Here is a 21,358-nt window from a genome sequence, read left to right as displayed (position 1 = left end):
TGTCGTGAGCGACTATCTTACCCCATCGCCGAATATCGAGACGGAGCGGCTTCTGCTGCGCGGCTGGCGCGAAAGCGATTTCGAGACCGTCGCTGCCATTTACGCCGATCCGGACACGGCGGCCTATATTGGTGGCGTTCAGGATCGTCGGCAAAGTTGGCGGACCTTTGCAGCCCTTATTGGGCATCAAAGCCTGCGTGGCTACACCTTCTACGCCGTGGAGCGCAAAGACACCCGGGACACCATCGGCTGGTGCGGCCCATGGTATCCGGAAGGACGACCCGAGCCCGAGATTGGCTACAGCCTGCACAAGCTCCATCAGGGCAACGGCTTTGCTCTCGAAGCCGTAACCGCCGCGCTCCGCGACTCCTATGACCGGCTTGGCTGGAGCACGGCGATCTCCGCTATCGACGCGAATAATGCCGCTTCGCAGAAGATTGCGAAACGCCTTGGCGCTACATGGAACGGCGAAACGTTCATGCTGTTGCCCGGCCGCACGGGCCAGATATGGCGGCACCTCTCGCCCGATCGTTTCAGGGAGCGCTTCCATGACGCAGCCTGACGACAGTGCCCGCGCCGCCGAATTGCTCGCCGGCTACCGCCGCTCGATCGACAATTTCGATGCGGTATTGATTCATACCCTAGCGGAGCGTTTCCGCTGCACCCAGGCAGTCGGCGAACTAAAGGCAAAGCACGATCTGCCGCCTTCGGACCCCGACCGCGAAAAAAAGCAGATCGAACGTCTTCGCCAGCTGGCCGAAGACGCCGATCTCGATCCCGATTTCGCAGAGAAATTCCTCGCCTTCATCATTCGCGAGGTGATCCATCACCACAAACGGATCGCCGACGATGTGAAGGCGGAGAGCTGAAATCCACCAACGATAGCCAATTCACTGAGATTCAAGGAGAACGAAAACCATGGCCATCAAAATCCGCCTCGCACGCGCAGGCTCCAAGAAGCGCCCCTATTACCATATCGTCGCCGCAGACGCCCGCGCCCCGCGCGACGGCCGTTTCATCGAGGATCTGGGTTCGTGGAACCCAACCCTTCCGAAGGACGCCAAGCGCGTCGAACTTAAGGAAGACCGCATCAAGGAATGGCTTGAGAAGGGCGCACAGCCGACCGACCGCGTCATGCGCTTTCTGGACGAAGCCGGCCTGATGAAGCGCCCGGCCCGCAACAACCCGGAAAAGGCCAAGCCCGGCAAGAAGGCGCAGGAGCGTGAAGCCGAGCGCAAGGCCGCCGAGGAAGAAGCGGCCGCCGCTGCTGCCGAAGCCGAGACCACTGGCGGCGAAGAAGAAGCTGCAGCCGAGTAAGGTCAGCGATCACACGGTATCGCCGAAAAGAGAAGGCCGGGCACTGCGCCCGGCCTTTTTCGTTCGATAACGGTGTAAGGAGCTCAATTGGTGGAGACAGAAACTTCGCCAATGGTGAAGAAACGTGTCTCGCCGTTGGAATCGTCTACGCCGTCATTGTCGGTAACCGCCCATCCGCGACCGTCTCCGCCAATGGCAAAACCTTCGATCTTATCGACCACATAGCCGTTGCCGGCCTTCAGATCGTCCATGAAATCGTGGACCATCTCCTTTTTCACAACCGGCAGTTCGGAGCCGGGCTCAACCATCTTCAGGTCCGCAAGCGGGATGCGGTAAAGGCGCTTGATGCGGGCCGCCTCGCCAATCTGGTTATCGCGCTCGATCACATAGAGCACGTCGCCATGGGCGGTGATCTCGGACAGGCCGACCCATCCTGTTTCCGTGCTCTCCAGCGGATAATGCGCTGCGGTCCAGACCCTGGCCGCCAGATCGTAGGCTAGGATCTTCGCCATGCCGTCCGGATCGTCCGCCCATTCGCGCTGGATTGCGATGTAGAGCGTATCGTCCAGCTTCGTGACACCCTCCATGCCAAAACGCTTCTCATGCGCTAGCAGGCTTTCCGGCAGGGGGAGTTCGTCCACAATCGCACCCGCGCCGTCGACACGGACAAGGCGATGCGGAATATCCCGGTCGGTCCGGCCTTCCGATGCCAGCCAGAAGCCGCCCTCGCCGTCTGGAGCGATCCCTTCCAGATCGAGCTTCTCGGCGGGTTGGCCATTCAGCGTTACCGGCGTCGTGGCGGTGATCGTCGCAGGCGTCTGGGACGCATCGATTGTGAAGATCGACGGCGCGCCGGCATAGAAGCTGTCATTGACGGCATGGAGCACCGAAGGATCGGTCGGGTCCGAAGCCAGCCCGGACAATGCGCCCCAGCCAATGGGCGTGCCATTGTCGTCGTCGGCAGAAACGATCTGCGGATAATCCGCTTCGCCGTCCGCGAGGCTGTAGAGCGTGACATGACTGCGCACGCCGCCATCCTCGATCAGATCGGCCTCGTTGGAAACGGCCAGCAGATTACGAGACGGAATGGCGATGGCGCCCTCCGGCGCAAGGCCGCTTGGCAGTAATTGCCGAAATGTCGCTTGGCCATCCTCGCCGAGATCGTAGACCCCGATGACCGAACCGCGTTCGGATAGCAGGAACATGACGGTCCGGTCGCCGAAGACGGCGACCTCCATGCCTTCCGGCTCGGCGCCTTTGTTCTCCGAACGTCCCTCGGGATAGTGGCCGGCCCGCGCGACCTCATATTCGAAGGAGGGCCCGCTTTCCTGCACGACATCGCCGATTTTGGAAAAGATCGTAAAGCCGCGGCTGCCGCCTTCATAGTCGCCCTCATTTGCGGTCGCGAGGCGGTCATTGTCGATCCATTGCACCGCGTCCGGTTCGCGGCGGACGTCCTTTGCCGAACCGTCGAAGGCGATGGCATCGTCTTCGGCAATATCGATCTTCTCCAGATCGACCGTGCCGACGGAAAAATGGCTGACGACCTTGCCGGTCTCGCCATCGAGAATGACGATGTGGTTGTTTTCCTGAAGCGTCACCGCGATCTCACCGGCATCGTTGAAGTCGACGAATTCCGGCTCCGGATCGTCGCCTGCGATTTCGGCCAGGCCGGTGACGTCGGCTTTGATCATCGCGCCGCAATCCGGCAGGCCATCCGTAAGCGGCACGATCGCCACATAGCCTGCCGGCATTTGCGGTATTTCGCCATCGTTCAGATCTTCGTCGCGTTCGTTTTCGATGGCGACGGCAAGGCGGCTGCCATCTTCGGCGACGGCCAGGCTGTCAGGCTGCCCCTCAAGGTCGCAGCTTTTGGTAATGGTCTTGGCCGCAATGTCGACGATGGCCAGGTGGCCGGACGGGGCGGTGTAGCTCTCCGAAGTGTTGACGCCCGCAAACCCGATCGTGCCGGTCACGGAGATCGAGGTCGGCTCGCCGTCTGTCGCCACGAAGCCCGCGCCCTTCGGAGACGATGGATCGGTAATGTCGATGAAGCCGATACGCCCGGCGGGGCTGTCCGTATAGACGAGCATATTGCCGTCATCCGTCGCCGCGATGATTTCGGCGCTCGTCTCCGTCGCCTGATCCTCGTCGCTGCCGAGATTGGTGTTCACCGGAAAGGAGGCGATGCGGTTGAAGACCGGTTCGGTCTTGGCGGGACTGGCGAAGGCGGTGGCGGCAAGGAGCGCCGCCAGCGACACCGATGACAGGACGCGGATCGTCATGAATTTCTCCTTCGATGGACGGGGTATGCGTCCGCCTAGGGAGTTTGCGTGACAATGGCGTGACAGCTTGCGCCGCTGCGGCGACCGATTGCGGGGAGGGTCACAAGACTGGAGACCCGGCAGCGCCGAGCCTCACTCTTTGTAATTCGATGGCTCGGTCCCTCAGGCAGCCATCCACTGCTGGTCGTCTTCCATGTCGGAAACGTCGAAGCGACCGACCATTTCGGTCAATTGCGCCGTCTCACCGAGCAGCGTGTTGGCGGCCGCCGTGGTTTCTTCCACCATCGCAGCGTTGTGCTGCGTCATTTCGTCCATCTTGTTGGCCGAGTCGGATACGTCGCGGAGGCTCACCGACTGCTCCTTGGTGCTTTCGGCGATCTCCGAGACGGCCTCGGTCACCTGGGCGATCTCGGCCATGATGGTCTTCAGCGATTCCCCCGAAGCCGTCGCCAGGCCGACGCCCTGTTTCACCTGCGCGCCGGAATTGGTGATCAGTTTCTTGATCTCCTTTGCAGCCTCGGCCGAACGCTGGGCGAGCTGGCGAACCTCCTGGGCGACGACCGCGAAACCGTCGCCGGCTTCTCCGGCGCGCGCCGCCTCGACGCCGGCGTTCAAGGCCAGCAGATTGGTCTGGAAGGCGATGTCGTCGATCACGCCGATGATTTGCCCGATCTCATTGGATGATTTTTCGATGGACGACATGGCCACGATGGTATCGTCGACAATCCGGCCGCCCTCCTGAGCGTTGCGCTGGGCGATTTCCGCAGAACGCTGCGCATTGCTGGCACCGTCGGCTGTCTGGTCCACCGCGGCGGCGACTTCCGACAACGATGTCACGGTCTGTTCGAGGCTGGCGGCCTGCTGCTCGGTCCGTCGCGCCAGTTCGCTCGCCGCAGTGGAGATTTCGCCGAGCCCGTTATAGATCGATCCGGCCGAGCCAACGACCGAAACCAGCGCGCTGTCGAGGGCTGCGACGGCCTCGTTGAACTGCGTGCGGATAATATCGTACCGCTCGTCGACCGGGCCGAGGCGGACCGTCAGATCGCCGGCAGCGAGGCGGTCCAGCGCCGCCGCGATCTCATCGAGTGTATTTTGCAGGATCTCGGCCTCGCGCAGCCGTTGGGCTTCGTGCCGCTGACGCTCTTCTTCGGCTCGCTCGCGACTCTCCGCCGCTTCGTGCTCGGCCTGCTGCCTGGCGCGGTCGTTCTCTTGGAAAACCTTGAGCGAACGGGCCATTGCGCCGAGCTCGTGCCGGTGCTCGGCTCCGCCGACGCTGACCTCGTGATTGCCATGAGCGATCTCTTCGGTCACGTCCGCCAGTTGGCGAACGGTTCGGGCGATCATCCGACCGACGATGTAGGCCAGCAACAGGCCGAAGACGATGACCGCCAGGCTGATCGTGATCGTGCTCATCATGGCCGAATCGGCCATGGTTTCCGCCTGCGAGCCGAATGCGCGCTGGCTTTCGGCGATACCGTTGCGCAGATCGTCAAAGGCGGCGCTCATTTCGGCATCGATCGGCGCCAGCGTCTCGGTGTTTATGGCCTGTTTGGCGACCACCGTATCCTTCAGATCGACCAGGCGCTGGCCATAATTGTCGAGAAGCGTGCGGGCCGAGAGCGCCCGATTGATCTGAATGGATCGGAACAGGGATTCTCTCAAAGCATCGAACCGCCCGGTTGCCTCCGCCAGATGGGCCTGCGCTTCTTCATAGACCGCAAGATCATTGCTCTTGGCGAAGCGTTCCGCCGCGTAGAGACTGCTCGTCAGCGCTTCATTGACGGCAACCGCGCGATAAAGCGCCTCGGTGTTGTCGTTTCGCCAGGCCGAGCGCATGATGTCGTGCAGGGCGATAGAGGTCCAAGGGCCGAAATCGTCCACTTTCGCCTGGAGGAGCCCGCGTCGGCTCTCAAGTTCGACCAGCGTTTCGAAGTTCTCCGCATAGGTTTCGACCAGTTCCTGCAGATGGGTCAGAAGATCCCAGAACTCGGCCTGTTCGTAGAAGCGTTCCGACAACACCGCCTCATCAGCGCGCAACGCATCAAGACTCGTTTCGAAGGATGTGACGACCTCTTCGGACGGGTCGCCCTCGAACGCCTTGACCGCGCGGCGCATCGTTCCGAACTGGTAGTCCGCGTGGGCGACGATCAGACTGTCTTCTGCGGTGTCGCGATACGAGCTGAACAGGGACGATACGCCGTTGACCCCCCACACCGCATTGATCGACAGGAAGCTCATCAGCAAAATGAGCGGGAGAAACCCAAGTGAGATCTGGCTGCGTATTCCGAGCGTCTTCCATAGTTTCAGCATGGCGATCACTGGCCTTCAGTGTGGTAGGAGGTGTACGGTAAGGACTATTCGACGTAATTGGCGAGATTGGCTGGCGTGACGAGTTCGTAGGGTATGTCGATCGCTGGCGGCACCTTTTCCCCGGCGATCAGATCGATGGCGGCCTTGATCGCGCCCGCGCCCTGGGCCGATGCGTTCTGGTAGACCGTGAAGTCCAGTTCTTCGGTTTTCATGGCGGTAAGGGCGGCCGGTGTTGCGTCGATACCGGCAACGACGATCTCGTCCATGGGCAAACCGCGCAGGGACATGATGCGCAACGCGCCGAGCGCCATATCGTCATTGTTGGCAAGCACCGCGTCGAAGGCGACATCGGCGTTCAACCATTCACCCATGACGCTTGTGCCCTGGTCGCGTTTCCAGTTGGCCGACTGGCGTTCCACGATCTCCAGCCCGCTGCACTCTTCGGTCTTGGCGACAGCCGCTACCGCATCGGAGCGGCGACGCGCAGCGGGGTTGGTCAGTTCGCCCATCATCAGCACGATCCGGCCCTTGCCGTTCAAAAGGCGGCAGGCTTCCTTGGCTTGCAGCGTGCCGCCCTTCTCGTCGTCCGATGCGACGAAGGTCTGGCGGCGTGGCAGTTCGGCGGCATTGATCGGCTGGGTGTTGACGTAAACAAGCGGAATACCGGCCTCGCTCGCCATTTGCGAAACGGCTTTGCCGTTGTCGCTATTGACCAGATTGACGATCATCGCATCGACTTTATGGTCTATGAAACTCTTCAGAGTGTCCATCTGCCGGTCGGCATCCTTGCCGGCGACTTCGACCGTCAGCGACACGTCACCGCGTTTGGAAGCCTCATCCTCAACGCCTGCTCGCAGCAATTTGAGAAACGTATCGTCGTCGGCGAATGCGACACCGATCGTTGCCGCGGATGCCGCGCCGGCGAAAGGCGCACTGGCCACGAGAAACGCGGCGATAACTCGCTTGAACACTGAATGTTGCCCCACTACAGATATATTAGTGGGCAGACTAAGGCGGGCAATTGAATATTTTCTTAAATTGCCTGGCGATTATTGGCCAACCCTATGCAATGGCAGGGGTTTGATCTAGCCTCGATAAGCCGACAAAATGTTCGCGATGCCGCTCGCGCGGCAGGGGAGGAATGTCCGATGAAAACCCGCATTGCCCTTTTGCGCGAAATGGGCTTGCCCCGGCCTTATACGCAGAGCCGCCCGCTCAAGATTGTCGAGGCCGAGCTCGATGAGCCGGGTCCGGGGGAAATGTTGGTCAAGCTGGCTGCGGCCGGGCTCTGCCATTCGGACCTGTCGACCATCAATGCCGACCGACCGCGAACCATGCCGATGGCAATAGGACACGAGGCGTCCGGTATCGTCGAAAAGCTTGGTCCCGGAGCAGCCCGTTTCGCGCCCGGCGATCATGTCGTCATGGTGTTCGTGCCATCCTGCGGCCATTGTGTCCCTTGTGCGGAGGGACGTCCCGCCCTGTGCGAACCGGGCGCGGCGGCCAATGGCGCGGGCACCCTCCTGTCCGGCGATCGGCGCATCGAAAGCGGAGGCGAAACGGTCAATCACCATCTCGGCGTCTCCGCCTTTTCCGACCGGGTCGTGGTCTCGCAGAACTCCTGCGTAAAGATCGATAAGGATATCCCGCTCGACCGGGCCGCCCTGCTCGGCTGCGCGGTGCTGACCGGGGTTGGCGCGGTCCTCAACTCCGGCGAGTTGCGACCTGGACAGGACGTTGCGATCATCGGCCTCGGCGGGGTCGGCCTTGCAGGACTTCTGGGCGCGGTGGCCGGCGGCGCGCGACGGATCGTCGCTGTCGATCTGGCAAAGGACAAGCGGGATTTCGCGCTCGAACTCGGCGCGACCCATGCCATCGATCCGACTGAGGATGGCGCTGTCGAAACGGTGAAGGAATGGACCGACGGCGGCGTCGATCTGGCTGTGGAATTGGCCGGCGCCGTACCGGCGTTGAAATTTGCCTACACGATCACGCGGCGCGGCGGCACGACGGTGACCGCTGGCCTGCCGCATCCCGATGCCGAACTCTCCTTCGCGCCGGTCTCGCTGACGGCCGAAGAGCGCGTTCTGAAAGGCTCCTATGTCGGCTCCTGCGTGCCGGTGCGCGATATCCCTCGCTATGCCGCAATGATGATGGATGGCCGCCTACCGATCGAAAAGCTGATGACCCACACGATCGCGCTCGAGGACATCAATGAAGGATTCGAACGCCTCGCCGCCGGTGAAGCGATCCGTCAGGTCGTGGTCTTCGACTGAAGAGACTGGCAAACAATGGTGGAGCCGAGGGGAATCGAACCCCTGACCTCGTCATTGCGAACGACGCGCTCTCCCAACTGAGCTACGGCCCCACGCCACGGCCCTGAACGGGCCCGTTTGACAGCTGCATTTACCGAAGCGGCGCAATTTGTGTCAAGCAAATCGCCCGGTCGGCGCATGCGACCAACGGACCCTACTGCATGGTGGACAAAACATCGTGCGCCCGGCAATTTGCCCGCCCCGGCCAACGCCCTCCCCCGATTCTCAAGACCACGGAACCGAAATGGCCGACACGGACGCCGACGATCCAGAGCTGACACCGACGCGGCCTCATGGTCCCGAAGACCGGTTCGCCGCCTTCCGCTACCGCGCCTATACGCTCTATTGGCTGTCGCGTTTCTTCTCTACCTTCGCCACGCAGATCTTCATCGTGGCGCTAGGCTGGCAGGTCTACGACATCACCCGCGATCCGCTGGATCTCGGCCTGATCGGCCTGACACAGTTCCTGCCTGCGCTTCTTCTTGTGCTGGTCACCGGATCGGCGGCCGACCGCTTCGGTCGGCGGCGGATCATGGCGCTGTCGGCGCTCGTGGAAGCAGCGATCGCCGTGGCGCTCCTTGTGTTCACGCTGAGCGATCCATCCGAGGTCTGGCCGGTCTTCGCCCTTCTGATCGTATTCGGCAGTGCGCGGGCCTTCTACGGCCCGGCCAGTTCCGCTCTCGTCGCCAATCTTGTGCCGACGGATGTCTTCGCCAATGCGGTGTCGTGGAACGCCTCGGCCTGGCAGACCGCGACCATTGTCGGCCCCGTCTTCGGAGGCCTCCTCTACGGTGCCGGCGCGACGGTCGCCTATGGCGTGGCCACCGCCATGTTCGCTGTGGGTGCTCTGCTGGTGATCTTGATCCCGCAGCCGCCCCAGCGGATCGAGCGCGAGCCGGTCGGCCTGCAGACCGTCCTCGCCGGCTTCGCCTATATCCGCCGGGAAAAGGTGGTTTTCGGCGCGATCTCCCTCGATCTCTTCGCCGTGCTGCTCGGCGGCGCCGTTGCGCTGATGCCGGTCTTTGCCCGTGATATTCTCACCGTCGGACCAGTCGGCCTCGGCATGTTGCGGGCCGCACCGGGGATCGGCGCTCTTGCCATGGCGTTCTGGCTGGCGCGCTACCCGATCCGCGCTCATGCCGGCGCGGTAATGCTGACGACTGTCGCCCTGTTCGGCCTCTTTACCGTGGTCTTCGGCTTTTCGACGCTGGCTTGGCTGTCCATCGTTGCCCTCATCGGCATGGGGGCGGCGGACATGATCTCCGTCGTCATTCGCGAAACGCTGATCCAGCTCTGGACGCCGGACGAATTGCGCGGGCGGGTGAACGCGGTCAATCACGTTTTCCTCGGCGCCAGCAACGAGTTGGGCGAGTTCCGCGCCGGGACGATGGCCTATCTCATCGGGGCGGTGCCGGCAGTGGTGCTGGGTGGCTTCGCTGCCATGGGTTGCGCGGGCCTCTGGGTGTGGCTCTTCCCGCAACTGGCGAAAGTCCAGCATCTGGATGGCCGGCATTAGGAAGGAACGGCAAGCACCTGCAGCTTGGCGGCGATGTCGTCCGGATTACCAGCGATCTCCAGTCTTTTGATTCGGCTGGTCGGCCCCGAAATAACGGCGATGTCGCCTTTGCGCAGATCGAGCCGGTCGGCCAGAAGCGCGATCAGGGCCGCATTGGCCTTACCGCGTTCCGGCACCGCGCGCACCCGCGCGGCGAGGTGGCTCTGCCCGTCCGATCCCGTCTCGAAGCCATCGATCCGATCATGGGCGGCGCGCGGGGTCAGCCGAACGATCAGTTCGATGCCCTTTGCCGTCAGGCGAAAAGCAGGCACGCAATGCGTCAATAGCCCATTTGCAACCGAATGAGCAGCTGTCCGATGATCGACTGCAGGAAGATGATGATCAGAAACAGAATGATAGGCGAAATATCGATTCCACCGAGATTGGGCATGAAGCGGCGTATCGGCGCCAGAACGGGATCGGTGATCCGGTTCAGGAAGTCCCAGACCGTATAGACGAACCGGTTGCGCGTATTGATGATGTCGAACGCGATCAGCCAGGAAACCACGATCATCGCGATCACGATCCACCAGAAGATCGAAAGCGCAACGCTGATGACCTGAAGCAACGGAATGAGGATGATCATATTGGGGTCCCGGCAAGATGGTTCGCACCCGATGTAGCGAGGCTGGCACGCACCCACAAGAGCGACAATGCACTGCTGGTAAAGGAAGACCCGCCCGGCTGGCGCCGCGCGGGTCCGTTTTGGATCGATGGGCCGTCCGATGACCCTCGCTGAACTGGTCGGTCCTTAGCGGACCGAGCCGCTCGGTGAAAATTCCGGATAGGCTTCCACACCGACTTCGGCGCGGTCCAGGCCGATCATCTCTTCCTCTTCGGACACTCGCATGCCGACGATGACCTTGAGGATCAGCCAGACGATGAAGGAGGCGACCAGCGTGAACGCGCCATAGGCCGCAACACCGATGAACTGCGTCACGAATGACGTCTCGCCATTGGTTGCCGGCACGATCATCGTGCCCCAGATCCCGGCCAGAAGGTGAACCGGAATGGCGCCGACGACATCGTCGATCTTCAGCTTGTCGAGCAGCGGCACGGTGAAGACCACGATCACGCCACCGACTGCGCCGATGAGAATCGCGGCAAGCGGACCGGGCTGGAGCGGCTCGGCCGTGATGGAGACCAGACCGGCAAGCGCGCCGTTCAGCACCATCGTCACATCGACCTTTTTGTAGAGGATGGCCGTGAGGATGAGCGCTGCAACGACACCGCCTGCAGCGGCCAGATTGGTGTTGGCGAAGATGCGGCTCACATCGGACACATCGCCGATCGAGCCCATGGCGAGCTGCGAGGCGCCGTTAAAGCCGAACCAGCCGAGCCACAGGATGAACGTGCCGAGCGTGGCCAGCGGAATGGACGAGCCGGGAAGCGGATGCACCACGCCATCGGGGCCGTATTTGCCCTTGCGCGCGCCGAGCAGGAACGCACCGGCGAGAGCCGCCCAACCACCGACCGAGTGAACGAGCGTCGAACCGGCGAAATCGGAAAAGCCCATCTCGGACAACCAGCCGCCGCCCCACTGCCACGAACCGGCAATCGGATAGATGAAGCCGGTCAGAACAACGGTGAAGAGCAGGAACGGCAGCAGTTTGATGCGCTCGGCCAGCGTACCGGAAACGATCGAAGCAGCCGTCGCCACGAAAACCATCTGGAAGAACCAGTCCGAGGCGGTCGAATAGCCCGTATCGAGCGCATTGCCGCCGACCGGATCCCAGGCGTAGGGCGCGAACGAACCGATGAAGCCGCCATCGACATTGGCGTACATGAGGCTGTAACCGACGACCCAATACATCAGCCCGGCGATCGAATAGAGCGCGATGTTCTTCAGGCACTGCATGGAGACGTTCTTGGAACGCACCAGACCGGCTTCCAGCATGGCGAAGCCGGCGGCCATCCACATGACGAGAAAGCCGCCAATCAGGAACAGCAGCGTGTTGAAGATATAGGCGGTTTCCGGCGTGACGCCGCCGCCGGTGCCTGCTTCGGCTGCGGCAGGCGCGGCCTCGGCGGTGGCTTCCGCCGCATCCTGGGCGAAAGCGGGTTCGAGATAGGCCAGGCCGGCAAGACCCGTAAGGGTGGCCGTGGCGAGAAGTTTGCGGTTCATATGACTATCACCCTCTTGGATCAAAGCGCGTCGGAATCGGCTTCGCCGGTGCGGATACGCATGGCGCTGTCGATGGAATAGACGAAGATCTTGCCGTCGCCGATCTGACCGGTCTTCGCGGCGCCGGCGATGGCTTCGACCACCTTCTCGACATCGGTCGTGTCGACGACGACTTCGATCTTCAGCTTGGGAAGGAAACTCACGGCATATTCGGCGCCGCGGTAGATTTCGGTATGGCCCTTCTGTCGCCCGTAACCCTTCACTTCGGTCACGGTGAGGCCCTGTACGCCGATCCCGGTGAGGGCTTCGCGCACCTCGTCCAGCTTGAACGGCTTGATGATTGCCATCACTATTTTCATTCGGTTCGACCCTCTCTTTCGCGTGAGGTCACGCTGTGGTTCGTGAACGCATGCGAGCTTTGCCCCGCGGGTTCCCGAAGAGAGATTCAAGGATCGTGCCAATTGGAGATGGCGGCGCTGCAATGCAGCAAAGGATGGCGGTTCAGACCACGGCTCGGGCAGGGTCGCCTGCCCAATCGCGATTCATGTGCTCGAAAAATGGGCTGTTTGGGCGTAACTGCCTAATTCTTAGGCGTTCGCACTCGCATCAAGCCTTCCTGCGCCACTGAAGCCACATGCTGGCCATCGCGGCTGAAGATCATGCCCCGGGTGAAACCGCGCGATCCCATCGAACTGGGGCTGTCCGATGTATAGAGCATCCAGTCCGACAGGTCGTTATGGCGGTGAAACCACATGGCGTGGTCGAGGCTGGCCATCTGCAATTGCGGATCCCAGACCGAGCGGCCATGCGGAAAGGTCGCCGCGTCCAGAAGGGTCATGTCGGAAGCGTAAGCGAGGATCGCGGCGCGAAGCGGATTGTCGTCGGGCACCTCGCCGAGCGTGCGGATCCAGACGTGCTGAACAGGCTCCAGCCTGTCGCGCGTCAGATAATGATCGGTGACGACCGGGCGGAACTCGAAGGGGCGGGGCCGCTCCCACCAGTTCTTCATCGCCTGTGGCAGCTTGTCGATAAAGCCGCGCATCAATTCGCCATCGCTGTCCAACTCCTCCGGCGTCGGCACGTCAGGCATCTCGGCCTGATGTTCCAGCCCGTCTTCTTCCAGTTGAAACGACGCCATCAGGGAGAATATGGCATGGCCATGCTGGATCGCATTGACGCGCCGGGTCACGAAGCTGCGCCCGTCGCGAATACGGTCGACCTGATAGATGATCGGAACGGCCGGGTCGCCGGGCCGCAGGAAGTAGGCGTGGAGCGAATGCACCCCATATGCCTCTTCAACCGTCTGCTGTGCTGCCACGAGCGCCTGACCGATTACCTGGCCGCCGAAGACGCGCTGCCAGCCGACCTTGGGAGAATTGCCGCGATAAAGATTATGTTCGAGCCGTTCGAGCGAGAGCGTGTGAAGAAGTTCTGCAATCGGGTCCGACATGACGTGTTCAATTCTCCTATGGACAGGTAAGCACGGTGTCGGACAGGGTGCAGCGGCAGTCAAGAAGCCGGCACTTATCGACCGTAAAGGAGTATGTTTGCCATGAACGAAAACGAGGCCGGGGAACGGCAGATCGATATCATGGTTTGCGGCGCCGGATATGTGGGCCTGGCGACGGCAGTCGCCATCAAGCAGGCGCGCCCTTCGCTGGATGTGGTGCTGGCGGACGCCGCGCCGGACGGTGTCTGGAAGAAGGATGGCCGCGCATCGGCTATCGCGGCGGCGGCCTGTGCGATGCTTCAGCGGCTCGGCGTTTGGGACGAACTCGAGGAAGGTGCGCAGCCGATCACCGAAATGATCGTGACCGACAGCCGCGCTTCCGATCCGATCCGCCCCGTCTACCTGACCTTTTCCGGCGAAGTGGAGCCGGGACAGCCTTTCGCCCACATGCTCATGAACCGCGATTTGAACGGCGCGCTTCGCCGGCGCTGCGACGAACTCGGCATCGAGATTCATCAGGGCACACCGATTGCCGGTCTCGACCGCAGCGGCGCGTGCGCGGTGGCGACTGCCAAAGACAACCGACGCTTCAGCGCGCGCCTTGTCATCGCCGCCGACGGCGCGCGGTCGAGACTGCGCGACTGGGCCGGTATCCGCACCGTTTCCTGGCAATACGGCCAGAGCGGTATCGTCTGCACCGTTGCCCATGAACGGCCGCATAATGGGCGAGCCGAAGAACACTTTCTGCCTGCCGGTCCATTTGCCACCCTGCCTTTGCCGGGCAACCGTTCCTCGATCGTCTGGACGGAACGAACGGCCGACGCCGAACGGCTCGTCAATTCCGACCCCTTCCTCTTCGAAACGGAGTTGGAAACCCGTTTCGGCCGCCACCTCGGCGCGATCACGGTGGAAAGCAAGCCACGCGCATGGCCGCTTGGGCTGACGCTCGCGCGCGCTTTCGTCACCCATCGCCTGGCGCTGGCCGGCGACGCGGCGCATGGCATTCATCCCATTGCAGGCCAAGGCCTCAATATGGGTTTCAAGGATGTCGCGGCGCTGGCTGAAGTGATTGTCGAGGCGGACCGCCTTGGCCTCGATTTCGGTCAGGAGGACGTGCTGGAGGACTATCAGCGCTGGCGGCGCTTCGACACGGTGCGCATGGGCGCGACGACCGATATTCTGAACCGCCTCTTCTCCAACGACATCGCGCCGATCCGTCTCATCCGCGATATCGGCCTCGGCATCGTCGACCGGATGCCTGGCTTGAAACGGGACTTTATCGCGCAGGCCGCCGGCAAGGGCGGCCCGATGCCGCGCCTTCTGAGAGGAGAGGCGATATGAAGAACGGCGCAGGGGCAGGCGCCGATACGCGCAAACCGTCGCGCCAGCGCGTCACTTTCGATCGACTGTCCGGTGCGGTGGAGGCGGCGGCCCGCGCCCGCGCCTATCCGGCTCAACTGGCTTCGCTTGCCGGCGAGATGACACTCTGGTGCGAACGGCACCGCCTTCCGGCCCTTGCGTCCATGGTCGATCATCTGGAGCCGCCGCGCCGGTTCGATCAGACGTCCGCTCAACCCAAACCGCAGAAGGACGGTTCCGTCCATTTCAGCGACCCGGTTCTCGGCGGCCTGTTCATCCATCACCACTACGACGACTTCCAGTGGCCCGCGCTGATCGATGGGCCGAAGACCGGCGCGGTTCTTTTTGCTGCCTTTCTGGCTATGGGTGCCCATGAACGGGGTGAGCATCTGTCCATCGCATTTCTCGGCACGGACGACCGGCCGGCGGAAGCGGCGCGGCTTCTCTACGGCGAAGGGCGCTCGCTAATGGAGGGCGATGCCGACGTCGTCCGCCATTCGCAGCGCATTGCCGTGGAAAAGGCGGACGTGGAAAGCCTGCTTCTTCTGGAAGAGCCATTGGCCGAAACCGTGCCGTGCAACGTCGCGCTGATGGACCGCCTTCTGGCCATTTCCGCCGCTGCCTGAGAACGAACGAGGAGAGAGCATGTCGGCCTATCTGATGCCCTTCGCGCAAAGCGGTGCCAAGACCGCTGAGGACGCCGCGATTGCCAGCGATGGCGAAGTCGCGGTCACACCCGAGCAGATCGATGTGAGCCCACGTGGCCTTTACGAAAAGCTCGATGGCTGGATCGACGGTTTCGTGACGCTGCTGCCCAATATCATGGTCGCCACCGTCGTCTTCGTCCTGCTCTGGTTGATCGGTATGGGCGCTAAACGCTCGCTGCTTCTCTGGGCACGCCGGAACGACCGCGCCAATCTCGGCGAAGTGTTGGGCGGGTTTGTCAAAGCGGCCCTGATCGTTCTTGGTGGCCTCCTAGCCATGACGATCATTCTGCCGACCCTCAAACCGGCCGACCTGGTCGCCGGTCTCGGCATTGGCTCCGTGGCGATCGGTTTCGCGTTCAAGGACATTCTTCAAAACTGGCTGGCGGGTCTGCTGATCCTCATTCGTCAGTCGTTCCGGCCGGGCGATCAGATCGTCATCGACGGCTATGAGGGCACGGTCGATCATATCGAAACGCGCGTGACGGCGATCCGGACCTATGATGGACGCTTGGCGCTGATCCCGAATGCCGACGTCTATACCAATGCCGTAATCGTCAACACCGCCTTTGAATCTCGACGCAGCGAATACGATGTCGGCATTGGTTATGGGGACGAGATCGCCCAGGCCAAACCGACGATCCTGAAAGCTATGGAAGGCACCAATGGCGTGCTGGGCGACCCTGCACCGGACGTGCTGGTGGTGGATCTGGCTGCTTCATGGGTGACGTTGCGGGCCCGTTGGTGGACCGATCCGCGCCGCGCTGACGTGCTTGAGGTCAAATCGAACGTCATCGAGGCGATCAAGAACGGCCTCGATGAAGCGGGCATCGATCTGCCCTATGAAACGGTGGTTTCACTTTTTCACGACCAGACCGAAGACGTCGATGGAGACAGGACGAGCCAGCGTGAGGGATGGCCCGCCGGTGACAAACCGCCAAAGCCGGCGCGTATTGCGACAGCTCGCTCATCTGCATCGGAAACAGCCGGACAATAGGAACTGGAAGCGCCACTGGCAATCCAGCGCGGCCGGGAAGCAGATTTTCATATCGTGTTCTAAGCATAGTATTTAGGCCGGGTTTACCTTTTCATTCAACGCGATATTAGGCTGACCCCCATTATGCTCGGCAATGTTGAAATGCCGGGGCACGACCATGTTGAGCAATCTTTCTTATTCGATCGCGCGTTTTCTTCGTCATCGGCGGGGCAATTACGGCATGATGGCCGCCCTCCTGACGGTTCCCCTTCTGATCGCCGTGACCGTGCCGATCGATACGGTGCGCGCGCTTGGTGTTCGAACAGTCGTGCAACAGGCCTCCGACGCGGCGGCGCTTGCCGCGGCGACCTCGGGCCTGGCGACGGCGGCCGAGCGAAGCTCTCTTGCCGATTCCGTTTTCCAGGCCAATCTGGATTCCGCGAAGACGGATCTGAACATCTCGTCGGCCAAGCTGGTCGAGAGCAGCAGCAGCGGCGGCTCCAGTCCGGACACCTACACTTACAGTGTGGTTGCGACGGTCGGCGATGGCGCCACGATCCTGCCGATCGGCACGCTTTTCGACGCCAATATCGATTCCGTGGTCAAGACCGGCAATCAGCAGATCGACATTGCGTTGGTGCTCGACAATTCCGGTTCGATGGGTTGGGACGATAACACGTCGACAACGCGGATGACCGAACTGAAAAATGCCGCCACGACCTTCGTCGATCAGTTCGCCGGCAACAGTTCGATCAAGATCGCCCTCGTACCGTTCGATTCGCAGGTTCGTGTGAATCTAACGGCGCCTGCGGTCGATAATGTCTACGATACCATCGATTGCACGAATATCGATGACAGCACGGAGAGCGGCAGGCTCGAAAAGGCTCTTTGCGAAGCCAACCAGACCACCACGACGACGACGAGAACGATTACAACACAGCCCGACTTCGAGATGGATTGCTCGCTCCTGACGAATGTCTCGTCCTATGAAACGCAATGGTGCAACGCCGGAAAGCTGGGGTTTGGACTGCCTCTCGAACAGCAGGGCCGCTGGGTTGTCTCGTCCGATGCCAGAACCCGTGCCGAATGCGTGAAGTGGGGGGGCAATTGGTGGAGCGGCTACTATTGCAAACGATATAGCTACTCGACTTATTATGTGATCGACTCGCGCGTTTATATTTCGACCAAGGAGAACGATCGCTACCGCATCTATCGATATTCAGGAACGTGCGAATCCGAATCCAGCTACAATAGCGGCGATCGGACACCCTGCGGAGCAGTACACTATTACGACGCCATGATATTCGACCAGCCGGAGCCCGCTCCCGTTACACAGACCGTTACAGACACAAGTACGGCTTACGATAACGGTCCGCTCAACGGAAAAGACATCACAAGCGACACCTATACGCCCGATGCCGACCTCATCTTTGTCGCGGATGGCGTGACGACCTATGAGGGCTGCTATGTGGATCGCGCTATGCCGTATGACATCACCGGCTATGTCACACCGATCGATGGTCAGGATACGGCTTACAGGCCCGCTCAGTGTGCTGAAGACTCGCTAAGTTATGTCACCGGTCTGAGCGACCAGCATGCAACGATCAAGAACAAGATCAATGCGATGACGCCCTCCGGCTGGACGAATATTACAATCGGTGTGGCGTGGGGCATGGAGACCTTATCTGCCAACGCGCCGCTAAGCGGGGCGCGTGCGGCTGGTACTTCTCGTAAGATTATCGTGCTGATGACCGATGGCGAAAACACTCAGAACTATTGGAAAAACGTCAACGTTTGGAACGGTCGCCAATGGGTGGTCGACCAGCCGACACGCGACTGGATCAACGCCAGGACATCGGCTGCCTGCAATACGGCGAAGGCCAACGGCGTGGAGATCTATACCGTCAACCTCGTCGATGGCGACTCATCGCTTCTGTCGGGCTGCGCCGATAATCCGGACCAGGCCGTCAACGCCATCCGCGGCGGTCTCGAAAAGGCTTTCAAGGATATCGCCACGCAGATCAAGCGGACCTACCTGGCCAGCTGATCGCCGCCATGGCGGCAAACGGAAAAGGGCAGCCTCCGTAACGGTGCTGCCCCTTTTCACATTCGATAACCGTAGCCTTATTTGGCGGTTGCCGCGGCATCCGTCAGCTTGTTCAGCGCGCCCGCCATCTTTTCAATGGACGCTTTTGCGCCCTCGTCCAGCTCGTAGCGGCTCGCCAGCACGGTGGGGTCAAGATAGCCGATCTTCGTGACTTCACCCTCCTGCCAGATCAGCACGCGGATGGGCAGATCGAGCCCCGCCTTCCTGTCCGATTGGATAATGGACGTGCCGATCTTGGGATTGCCAAAGATGACAAGAACGGTGGGCGGCATGTCGGCCTCCACCGAAGCCGCATTCTGCGCATGATCGACACGGGCGACGATCATCGCCCCGGCCTGTTTGGCGACGTCAACCAGCCGGCTGGCAACCTCGTCGACACTGCCCTCTGCGTTCTTGGTAAGCATCTGAGAATCCGCAGCGATGGCCGGGCCGGCAAGACCGAGTGCCACGGCACCTGTCAGTCCAAGATATTTCATCTTTCCGTCTCCTTGTGTGAGGCCTCCCACTAGCTGAGGCCCGGAATGCCCTTGAAGGCATTGTCGCCCCAGACTTCGCGGACGCGATCGTCGCGCCCGCAGGCGGCCCGGTAATATTTATAGGCAGCCTTGGCCGTCACACCGCCGGGCGAAAGACGGAAATCGTCCTTCATGTAGTAGTCCTGGTGGTATTCTTCGGCATCGGTGAACGCATCCTTCGTCGTCACCGGCTCGACCGGCGTGACGATCTGGCCGCCCAGTTCCTCAGCCGCGGCAGCCTTGGCTTTCTCCGCTTCGGTCTCTTGTTCGGCGGAAAGCGGATAGATGCCGGATGTATAGCCTTGCCCGCGATCGCAGAACTGGCCGCCATCGTCTGTTACATCGATACTGCGCAGCAGGATGCCGACAAGTTCGCCATAGCTGACCTTGGCGGGGTCGTAGGTGATCCTGACGGCCTCGCGGTGCCCGCCCGCCTCATAGGTCTTGTATGTCGGATTGTCCGTCGTGCCGCCAACATAGCCGGAGACCGTTTCGGTCACGCCATCGACCTTGTCGAAGTCGCTCTCGACACACCAGAAGCATCCGCCCGCGAAGATGGCGGTATCGGCGAAAGCCGGAGCGGCGAGCGTGGTGCCCGATAGGGTCAGCGCGATTGCGGCGGCAGCGAATTGACGTCGGGCCATGAAATCCTCCAGCGTGGCGAAACACCGGCGGGATGCCGCGTTCGCATTCGTTACCTGTTCAATAACGAATGGAGGCGTGGCTTTGTTTCACACATCGATGGCCGGCGCTGGGCTAGGTCATGAACTCATAATGGGGTTGATTTCGGTATGAGCGGATGTGTCCGGACAACAAGCGCAAAGGCGACGGAAATGTCGGCATTTTCAGATTTTTGCAGCCCATTGGCCGGTCAAATCCGCCATATTCCCCGAACGGCGAATGGCCTTCAATCTTCATTGTCAGCTCTCTCAACCGTGTGACCGACCCGCTTTTCGAGCGCTTCCTCGCATCTCTTTGCCCATTCTGCCGCCAAAACAGTTCCATTTATGAGTTCATGACCTAGCTGTCTGCGTGGCGATGCAGCCATGCTTCGGGATGGTTGTCCATTGCCTCGATCTCGGCTTCCACCTCCTCCTTCTCCTGCCCGCCGATCCAGCCATTTTGCGCACATATTTCCGAGGCGGCGGAAAGGTCATCGGTGACGGCCACGGGGATGGAATGCCGTCCCGCAACCGTCTTCAACCGTGCGATCTGGTCTTCGTTCACATGGGCGACATCGCGGATGAAGACTGCCATGACCCGCCCGGGATGGGTCTCGATCGCGTCGGCATAGATATGAGCGTCGCGCTGGCCGGAATCGCCGATCAGGATGAAATTGAGAGCCGGCCAGGTTTTCATCACCCGGTCGATCATCTTGCCCTTGTGTCCCGAATGGCCACCGGTGAACCATTTGGTTTCGTCCAGGCCGAAATCCTTCAGCAGCATGGGGCCAAGAGGAATGTCGTTCAGCGCCATGAACCGTTCGAACAAATCGGCGAGATTCCAGGGACTGGAGGAAACATAAACCACCGGGTTGGTCTCCGGTCCCGCAGCGCCGGCAGCTAAAGCCGAATAGAGCGCCGACGTGCCCGGCAGAACCTGCCGCCCGGCAGCCGAATGAGAGACGACCGTTCGCCAGTGCTTCATGAAATTGAACGCGCCGGTTTTGACGATCGTATCGTCAATGTCGGAAATCACTCCGAACTGCGCGTCCGGCCGGGGCGTGCGGATGCGACAGCGCGCTTCGAGCGGTGGCGCATCGGCCTGGCCGGCATCGAGCAGCGTCAGGTCGACATTCTGCCAGGGCCCGCTCTCGTCGAAATCGGCGCCCGGCGCGATGGTGAGATCGAAATAGCCTTCATCGTCGGTAATGAGTTCGCCGCTCTGGCTGCCGATCCGCCACCCGATCTTCGCACCCGGAATTTCCCGAGTGGCGTAGCGCTTGTATGTGTAGCGCAGATTGGTCAGGAGCGACTGGCTGTTCAAATGCGCCACCTCGTTGCGGTCCTCGATGACCCTGCCGCGAAACCAGAGGCGGTCGGCGGTGCCGAAGCCGAGATAGGGCTGGATAAGTGCCGGTTTCGTAAGGCCGAGCCCGCGGCGAAGCGACCGGCGGCCACGATCGAGATACCGCTCCGCGTGATGGATCTTCTTTCTCAGCCGAGCGGACCAGGTCGATTCCATGCGCGCTACCTCTTCGATCGCCTCAAGTTGCAAGAACATAAGGGCCGAGCCCCCTGCGGCAAGAACGGCCTGCATCGATCGGAGATGCTGCGCAGGACGAATGCAACCCGGCGTGGCCGCCATCGTTGAGGATGGGACGGCGGGCAACCACGTCGC

The 21,358-nt window shown here is 61.4% G+C and carries 20 protein-coding genes and 1 tRNA gene; 9 read left to right on the top strand and 12 right to left on the bottom strand.

The features are described from left to right. Window positions 1-4 precede the first annotated feature (4 nt). The 3 genes from B7H23_RS05490 to rpsP are packed head-to-tail and all read left to right on the top strand — an operon-like array spanning window position 5 to window position 1,317. On the top strand, window positions 5-562 hold the full coding sequence (locus B7H23_RS05490; protein WP_094076310.1) for a GNAT family N-acetyltransferase: 558 nt from the start codon (window positions 5-7) through the stop codon (window positions 560-562). Then, window positions 549-869: a chorismate mutase gene (locus B7H23_RS05485; RefSeq protein WP_094076309.1), complete on the top strand. Its 321-nt coding sequence runs from the start codon at window positions 549-551 to the stop codon at window positions 867-869. Before B7H23_RS05490 ends, B7H23_RS05485 begins: the two co-directional genes overlap by 14 nt. A gap of 49 nt (window positions 870-918) precedes the next feature. Further along, window positions 919-1,317, top strand: coding sequence for a 30S ribosomal protein S16 (gene rpsP, locus B7H23_RS05480; protein ID WP_094076308.1), 399 nt, complete (start codon window positions 919-921; stop codon window positions 1,315-1,317). An 83-nt stretch (window positions 1,318-1,400) separates the two neighbouring features. Here rpsP and B7H23_RS05475 read toward each other — a convergent pair whose 3' ends face one another. The 3 genes from B7H23_RS05475 to B7H23_RS05465 all read right to left on the bottom strand — a co-directional run bounded on the left by B7H23_RS05475 (window position 1,401) and on the right by B7H23_RS05465 (window position 6,883). Beyond that, complete coding sequence (locus B7H23_RS05475) at window positions 1,401-3,602, bottom strand: esterase-like activity of phytase family protein (protein WP_094076307.1); 2,202 nt, start codon at window positions 3,600-3,602, stop codon at window positions 1,401-1,403. A 162-nt stretch (window positions 3,603-3,764) separates the two neighbouring features. Further along, window positions 3,765-5,912: a methyl-accepting chemotaxis protein gene (locus tag B7H23_RS05470; protein WP_094076306.1), complete on the bottom strand. Its 2,148-nt coding sequence runs from the start codon at window positions 5,910-5,912 to the stop codon at window positions 3,765-3,767. A 44-nt stretch (window positions 5,913-5,956) separates the two neighbouring features. Next, complete coding sequence (locus B7H23_RS05465) at window positions 5,957-6,883, bottom strand: substrate-binding domain-containing protein (RefSeq protein WP_240534980.1); 927 nt, start codon at window positions 6,881-6,883, stop codon at window positions 5,957-5,959. Between the two features lie 177 nt (window positions 6,884-7,060). On the opposite strand from B7H23_RS05465, the gene B7H23_RS05460 reads away from it, so the two are divergent. After that, the gene (locus tag B7H23_RS05460) at window positions 7,061-8,188 is read left to right on the top strand and encodes a zinc-dependent alcohol dehydrogenase family protein (RefSeq protein WP_094076305.1); all 1,128 of its coding nucleotides are present in this window, start codon (window positions 7,061-7,063) and stop codon (window positions 8,186-8,188) included. A gap of 16 nt (window positions 8,189-8,204) precedes the next feature. On the opposite strand, the gene B7H23_RS05455 is transcribed toward B7H23_RS05460, so the two are convergent. After that, window positions 8,205-8,280, bottom strand: a tRNA-Ala gene (locus B7H23_RS05455). 191 nt (window positions 8,281-8,471) lie between these two features. On the opposite strand from B7H23_RS05455, the gene B7H23_RS05450 reads away from it, so the two are divergent. Further along, on the top strand, window positions 8,472-9,743 hold the full coding sequence (locus B7H23_RS05450; RefSeq protein WP_094076304.1) for an MFS transporter: 1,272 nt from the start codon (window positions 8,472-8,474) through the stop codon (window positions 9,741-9,743). On the opposite strand, the gene B7H23_RS05445 is transcribed toward B7H23_RS05450, so the two are convergent. From B7H23_RS05445 to tesB, 5 genes are all read right to left on the bottom strand, one after another. Continuing rightward, window positions 9,740-10,054, bottom strand: coding sequence for a DUF167 family protein (locus B7H23_RS05445; RefSeq protein ID WP_094076906.1), 315 nt, complete (start codon window positions 10,052-10,054; stop codon window positions 9,740-9,742). The genes B7H23_RS05450 and B7H23_RS05445 overlap by 4 nt on opposite strands. A gap of 8 nt (window positions 10,055-10,062) precedes the next feature. Continuing rightward, the gene (locus tag B7H23_RS05440; RefSeq protein WP_094076303.1) at window positions 10,063-10,368 is read right to left on the bottom strand and encodes a YggT family protein; all 306 of its coding nucleotides are present in this window, start codon (window positions 10,366-10,368) and stop codon (window positions 10,063-10,065) included. Between the two features lie 165 nt (window positions 10,369-10,533). After that, a complete protein-coding gene (locus B7H23_RS05435) occupies window positions 10,534-11,907 on the bottom strand; it encodes an ammonium transporter (RefSeq protein ID WP_094076302.1) in 1,374 nt (457 codons plus the stop codon). A 20-nt stretch (window positions 11,908-11,927) separates the two neighbouring features. Further along, window positions 11,928-12,266 (bottom strand): P-II family nitrogen regulator, encoded by a 339-nt coding sequence (locus B7H23_RS05430; protein WP_094076301.1) that lies wholly within the window; start codon window positions 12,264-12,266, stop codon window positions 11,928-11,930. A 221-nt stretch (window positions 12,267-12,487) separates the two neighbouring features. Then, on the bottom strand, window positions 12,488-13,357 hold the full coding sequence (tesB, locus tag B7H23_RS05425; protein WP_094076300.1) for an acyl-CoA thioesterase II: 870 nt from the start codon (window positions 13,355-13,357) through the stop codon (window positions 12,488-12,490). Window positions 13,358-13,459: 102 nt separating this feature from the next. On the opposite strand from tesB, the gene B7H23_RS05420 reads away from it, so the two are divergent. The 4 genes from B7H23_RS05420 to B7H23_RS05405 all read left to right on the top strand — a co-directional run bounded on the left by B7H23_RS05420 (window position 13,460) and on the right by B7H23_RS05405 (window position 18,443). Beyond that, a complete protein-coding gene (locus B7H23_RS05420) occupies window positions 13,460-14,698 on the top strand; it encodes a ubiquinone biosynthesis hydroxylase (protein WP_094076905.1) in 1,239 nt (412 codons plus the stop codon). Then, a complete protein-coding gene (locus B7H23_RS05415; protein ID WP_094076299.1) occupies window positions 14,695-15,342 on the top strand; it encodes a hypothetical protein in 648 nt (215 codons plus the stop codon). Before B7H23_RS05420 ends, B7H23_RS05415 begins: the two co-directional genes overlap by 4 nt. Before the next feature lie 19 nt (window positions 15,343-15,361). Continuing rightward, window positions 15,362-16,417, top strand: coding sequence for a mechanosensitive ion channel family protein (locus B7H23_RS05410; protein WP_240534979.1), 1,056 nt, complete (start codon window positions 15,362-15,364; stop codon window positions 16,415-16,417). A gap of 157 nt (window positions 16,418-16,574) precedes the next feature. Beyond that, entirely contained in the window at window positions 16,575-18,443 is a 1,869-nt protein-coding gene (locus B7H23_RS05405; RefSeq protein ID WP_158215777.1) for a vWA domain-containing protein, read from the top strand. Window positions 18,444-18,520: 77 nt separating this feature from the next. Here the strand turns inward: B7H23_RS05405 and B7H23_RS05400 are convergent, their stop codons facing one another. The 3 genes from B7H23_RS05400 to B7H23_RS05385 form a co-directional block, all read right to left on the bottom strand. Then, the gene (locus B7H23_RS05400; protein ID WP_094076297.1) at window positions 18,521-18,979 is read right to left on the bottom strand and encodes a DUF302 domain-containing protein; all 459 of its coding nucleotides are present in this window, start codon (window positions 18,977-18,979) and stop codon (window positions 18,521-18,523) included. Window positions 18,980-19,008: 29 nt separating this feature from the next. Further along, window positions 19,009-19,662 (bottom strand): peptide-methionine (S)-S-oxide reductase MsrA, encoded by a 654-nt coding sequence (gene msrA, locus B7H23_RS05395; protein WP_094076296.1) that lies wholly within the window; start codon window positions 19,660-19,662, stop codon window positions 19,009-19,011. A 376-nt stretch (window positions 19,663-20,038) separates the two neighbouring features. Further along, window positions 20,039-21,241, bottom strand: a complete 1,203-nt coding sequence (locus tag B7H23_RS05385) for an App1 family protein (RefSeq protein ID WP_158215776.1) — start codon at window positions 21,239-21,241, stop codon at window positions 20,039-20,041. Window positions 21,242-21,358 lie beyond the last annotated feature (117 nt).

The sequence above is a fragment of the Notoacmeibacter marinus genome (genome assembly GCF_002238045.1).
Classification (GTDB): Bacteria; Pseudomonadota; Alphaproteobacteria; order Rhizobiales; family Rhizobiaceae; genus Notoacmeibacter; species Notoacmeibacter marinus.
The sequence above is the reverse complement of the archived record's forward strand: the minus strand, read 5'-3'. Positions and strand labels throughout refer to the sequence as shown.

Coding starts and splice junctions, on each gene's coding strand:
- B7H23_RS05405 (WP_158215777.1), top strand. CDS start 16,575: ATGTTGAGCAATCTTTCTTATTCGATCGCGCGTTTTCTTCGTCATCGG.
- B7H23_RS05415 (WP_094076299.1), top strand. CDS start 14,695: ATGAAGAACGGCGCAGGGGCAGGCGCCGATACGCGCAAACCGTCGCGC.
- B7H23_RS05440 (WP_094076303.1), bottom strand. CDS start 10,368: ATGATCATCCTCATTCCGTTGCTTCAGGTCATCAGCGTTGCGCTTTCG.
- B7H23_RS05475 (WP_094076307.1), bottom strand. CDS start 3,602: ATGACGATCCGCGTCCTGTCATCGGTGTCGCTGGCGGCGCTCCTTGCC.
- B7H23_RS05420 (WP_094076905.1), top strand. CDS start 13,460: ATGAACGAAAACGAGGCCGGGGAACGGCAGATCGATATCATGGTTTGC.
- B7H23_RS05430 (WP_094076301.1), bottom strand. CDS start 12,266: ATGAAAATAGTGATGGCAATCATCAAGCCGTTCAAGCTGGACGAGGTG.
- B7H23_RS05410 (WP_240534979.1), top strand. CDS start 15,362: ATGTCGGCCTATCTGATGCCCTTCGCGCAAAGCGGTGCCAAGACCGCT.
- B7H23_RS05450 (WP_094076304.1), top strand. CDS start 8,472: ATGGCCGACACGGACGCCGACGATCCAGAGCTGACACCGACGCGGCCT.
- B7H23_RS05460 (WP_094076305.1), top strand. CDS start 7,061: ATGAAAACCCGCATTGCCCTTTTGCGCGAAATGGGCTTGCCCCGGCCT.
- B7H23_RS05470 (WP_094076306.1), bottom strand. CDS start 5,912: ATGCTGAAACTATGGAAGACGCTCGGAATACGCAGCCAGATCTCACTT.
- tesB (WP_094076300.1), bottom strand. CDS start 13,357: ATGTCGGACCCGATTGCAGAACTTCTTCACACGCTCTCGCTCGAACGG.
- B7H23_RS05485 (WP_094076309.1), top strand. CDS start 549: ATGACGCAGCCTGACGACAGTGCCCGCGCCGCCGAATTGCTCGCCGGC.
- rpsP (WP_094076308.1), top strand. CDS start 919: ATGGCCATCAAAATCCGCCTCGCACGCGCAGGCTCCAAGAAGCGCCCC.
- B7H23_RS05385 (WP_158215776.1), bottom strand. CDS start 21,241: ATGTTCTTGCAACTTGAGGCGATCGAAGAGGTAGCGCGCATGGAATCG.
- B7H23_RS05400 (WP_094076297.1), bottom strand. CDS start 18,979: ATGAAATATCTTGGACTGACAGGTGCCGTGGCACTCGGTCTTGCCGGC.
- msrA (WP_094076296.1), bottom strand. CDS start 19,662: ATGGCCCGACGTCAATTCGCTGCCGCCGCAATCGCGCTGACCCTATCG.
- B7H23_RS05435 (WP_094076302.1), bottom strand. CDS start 11,907: ATGAACCGCAAACTTCTCGCCACGGCCACCCTTACGGGTCTTGCCGGC.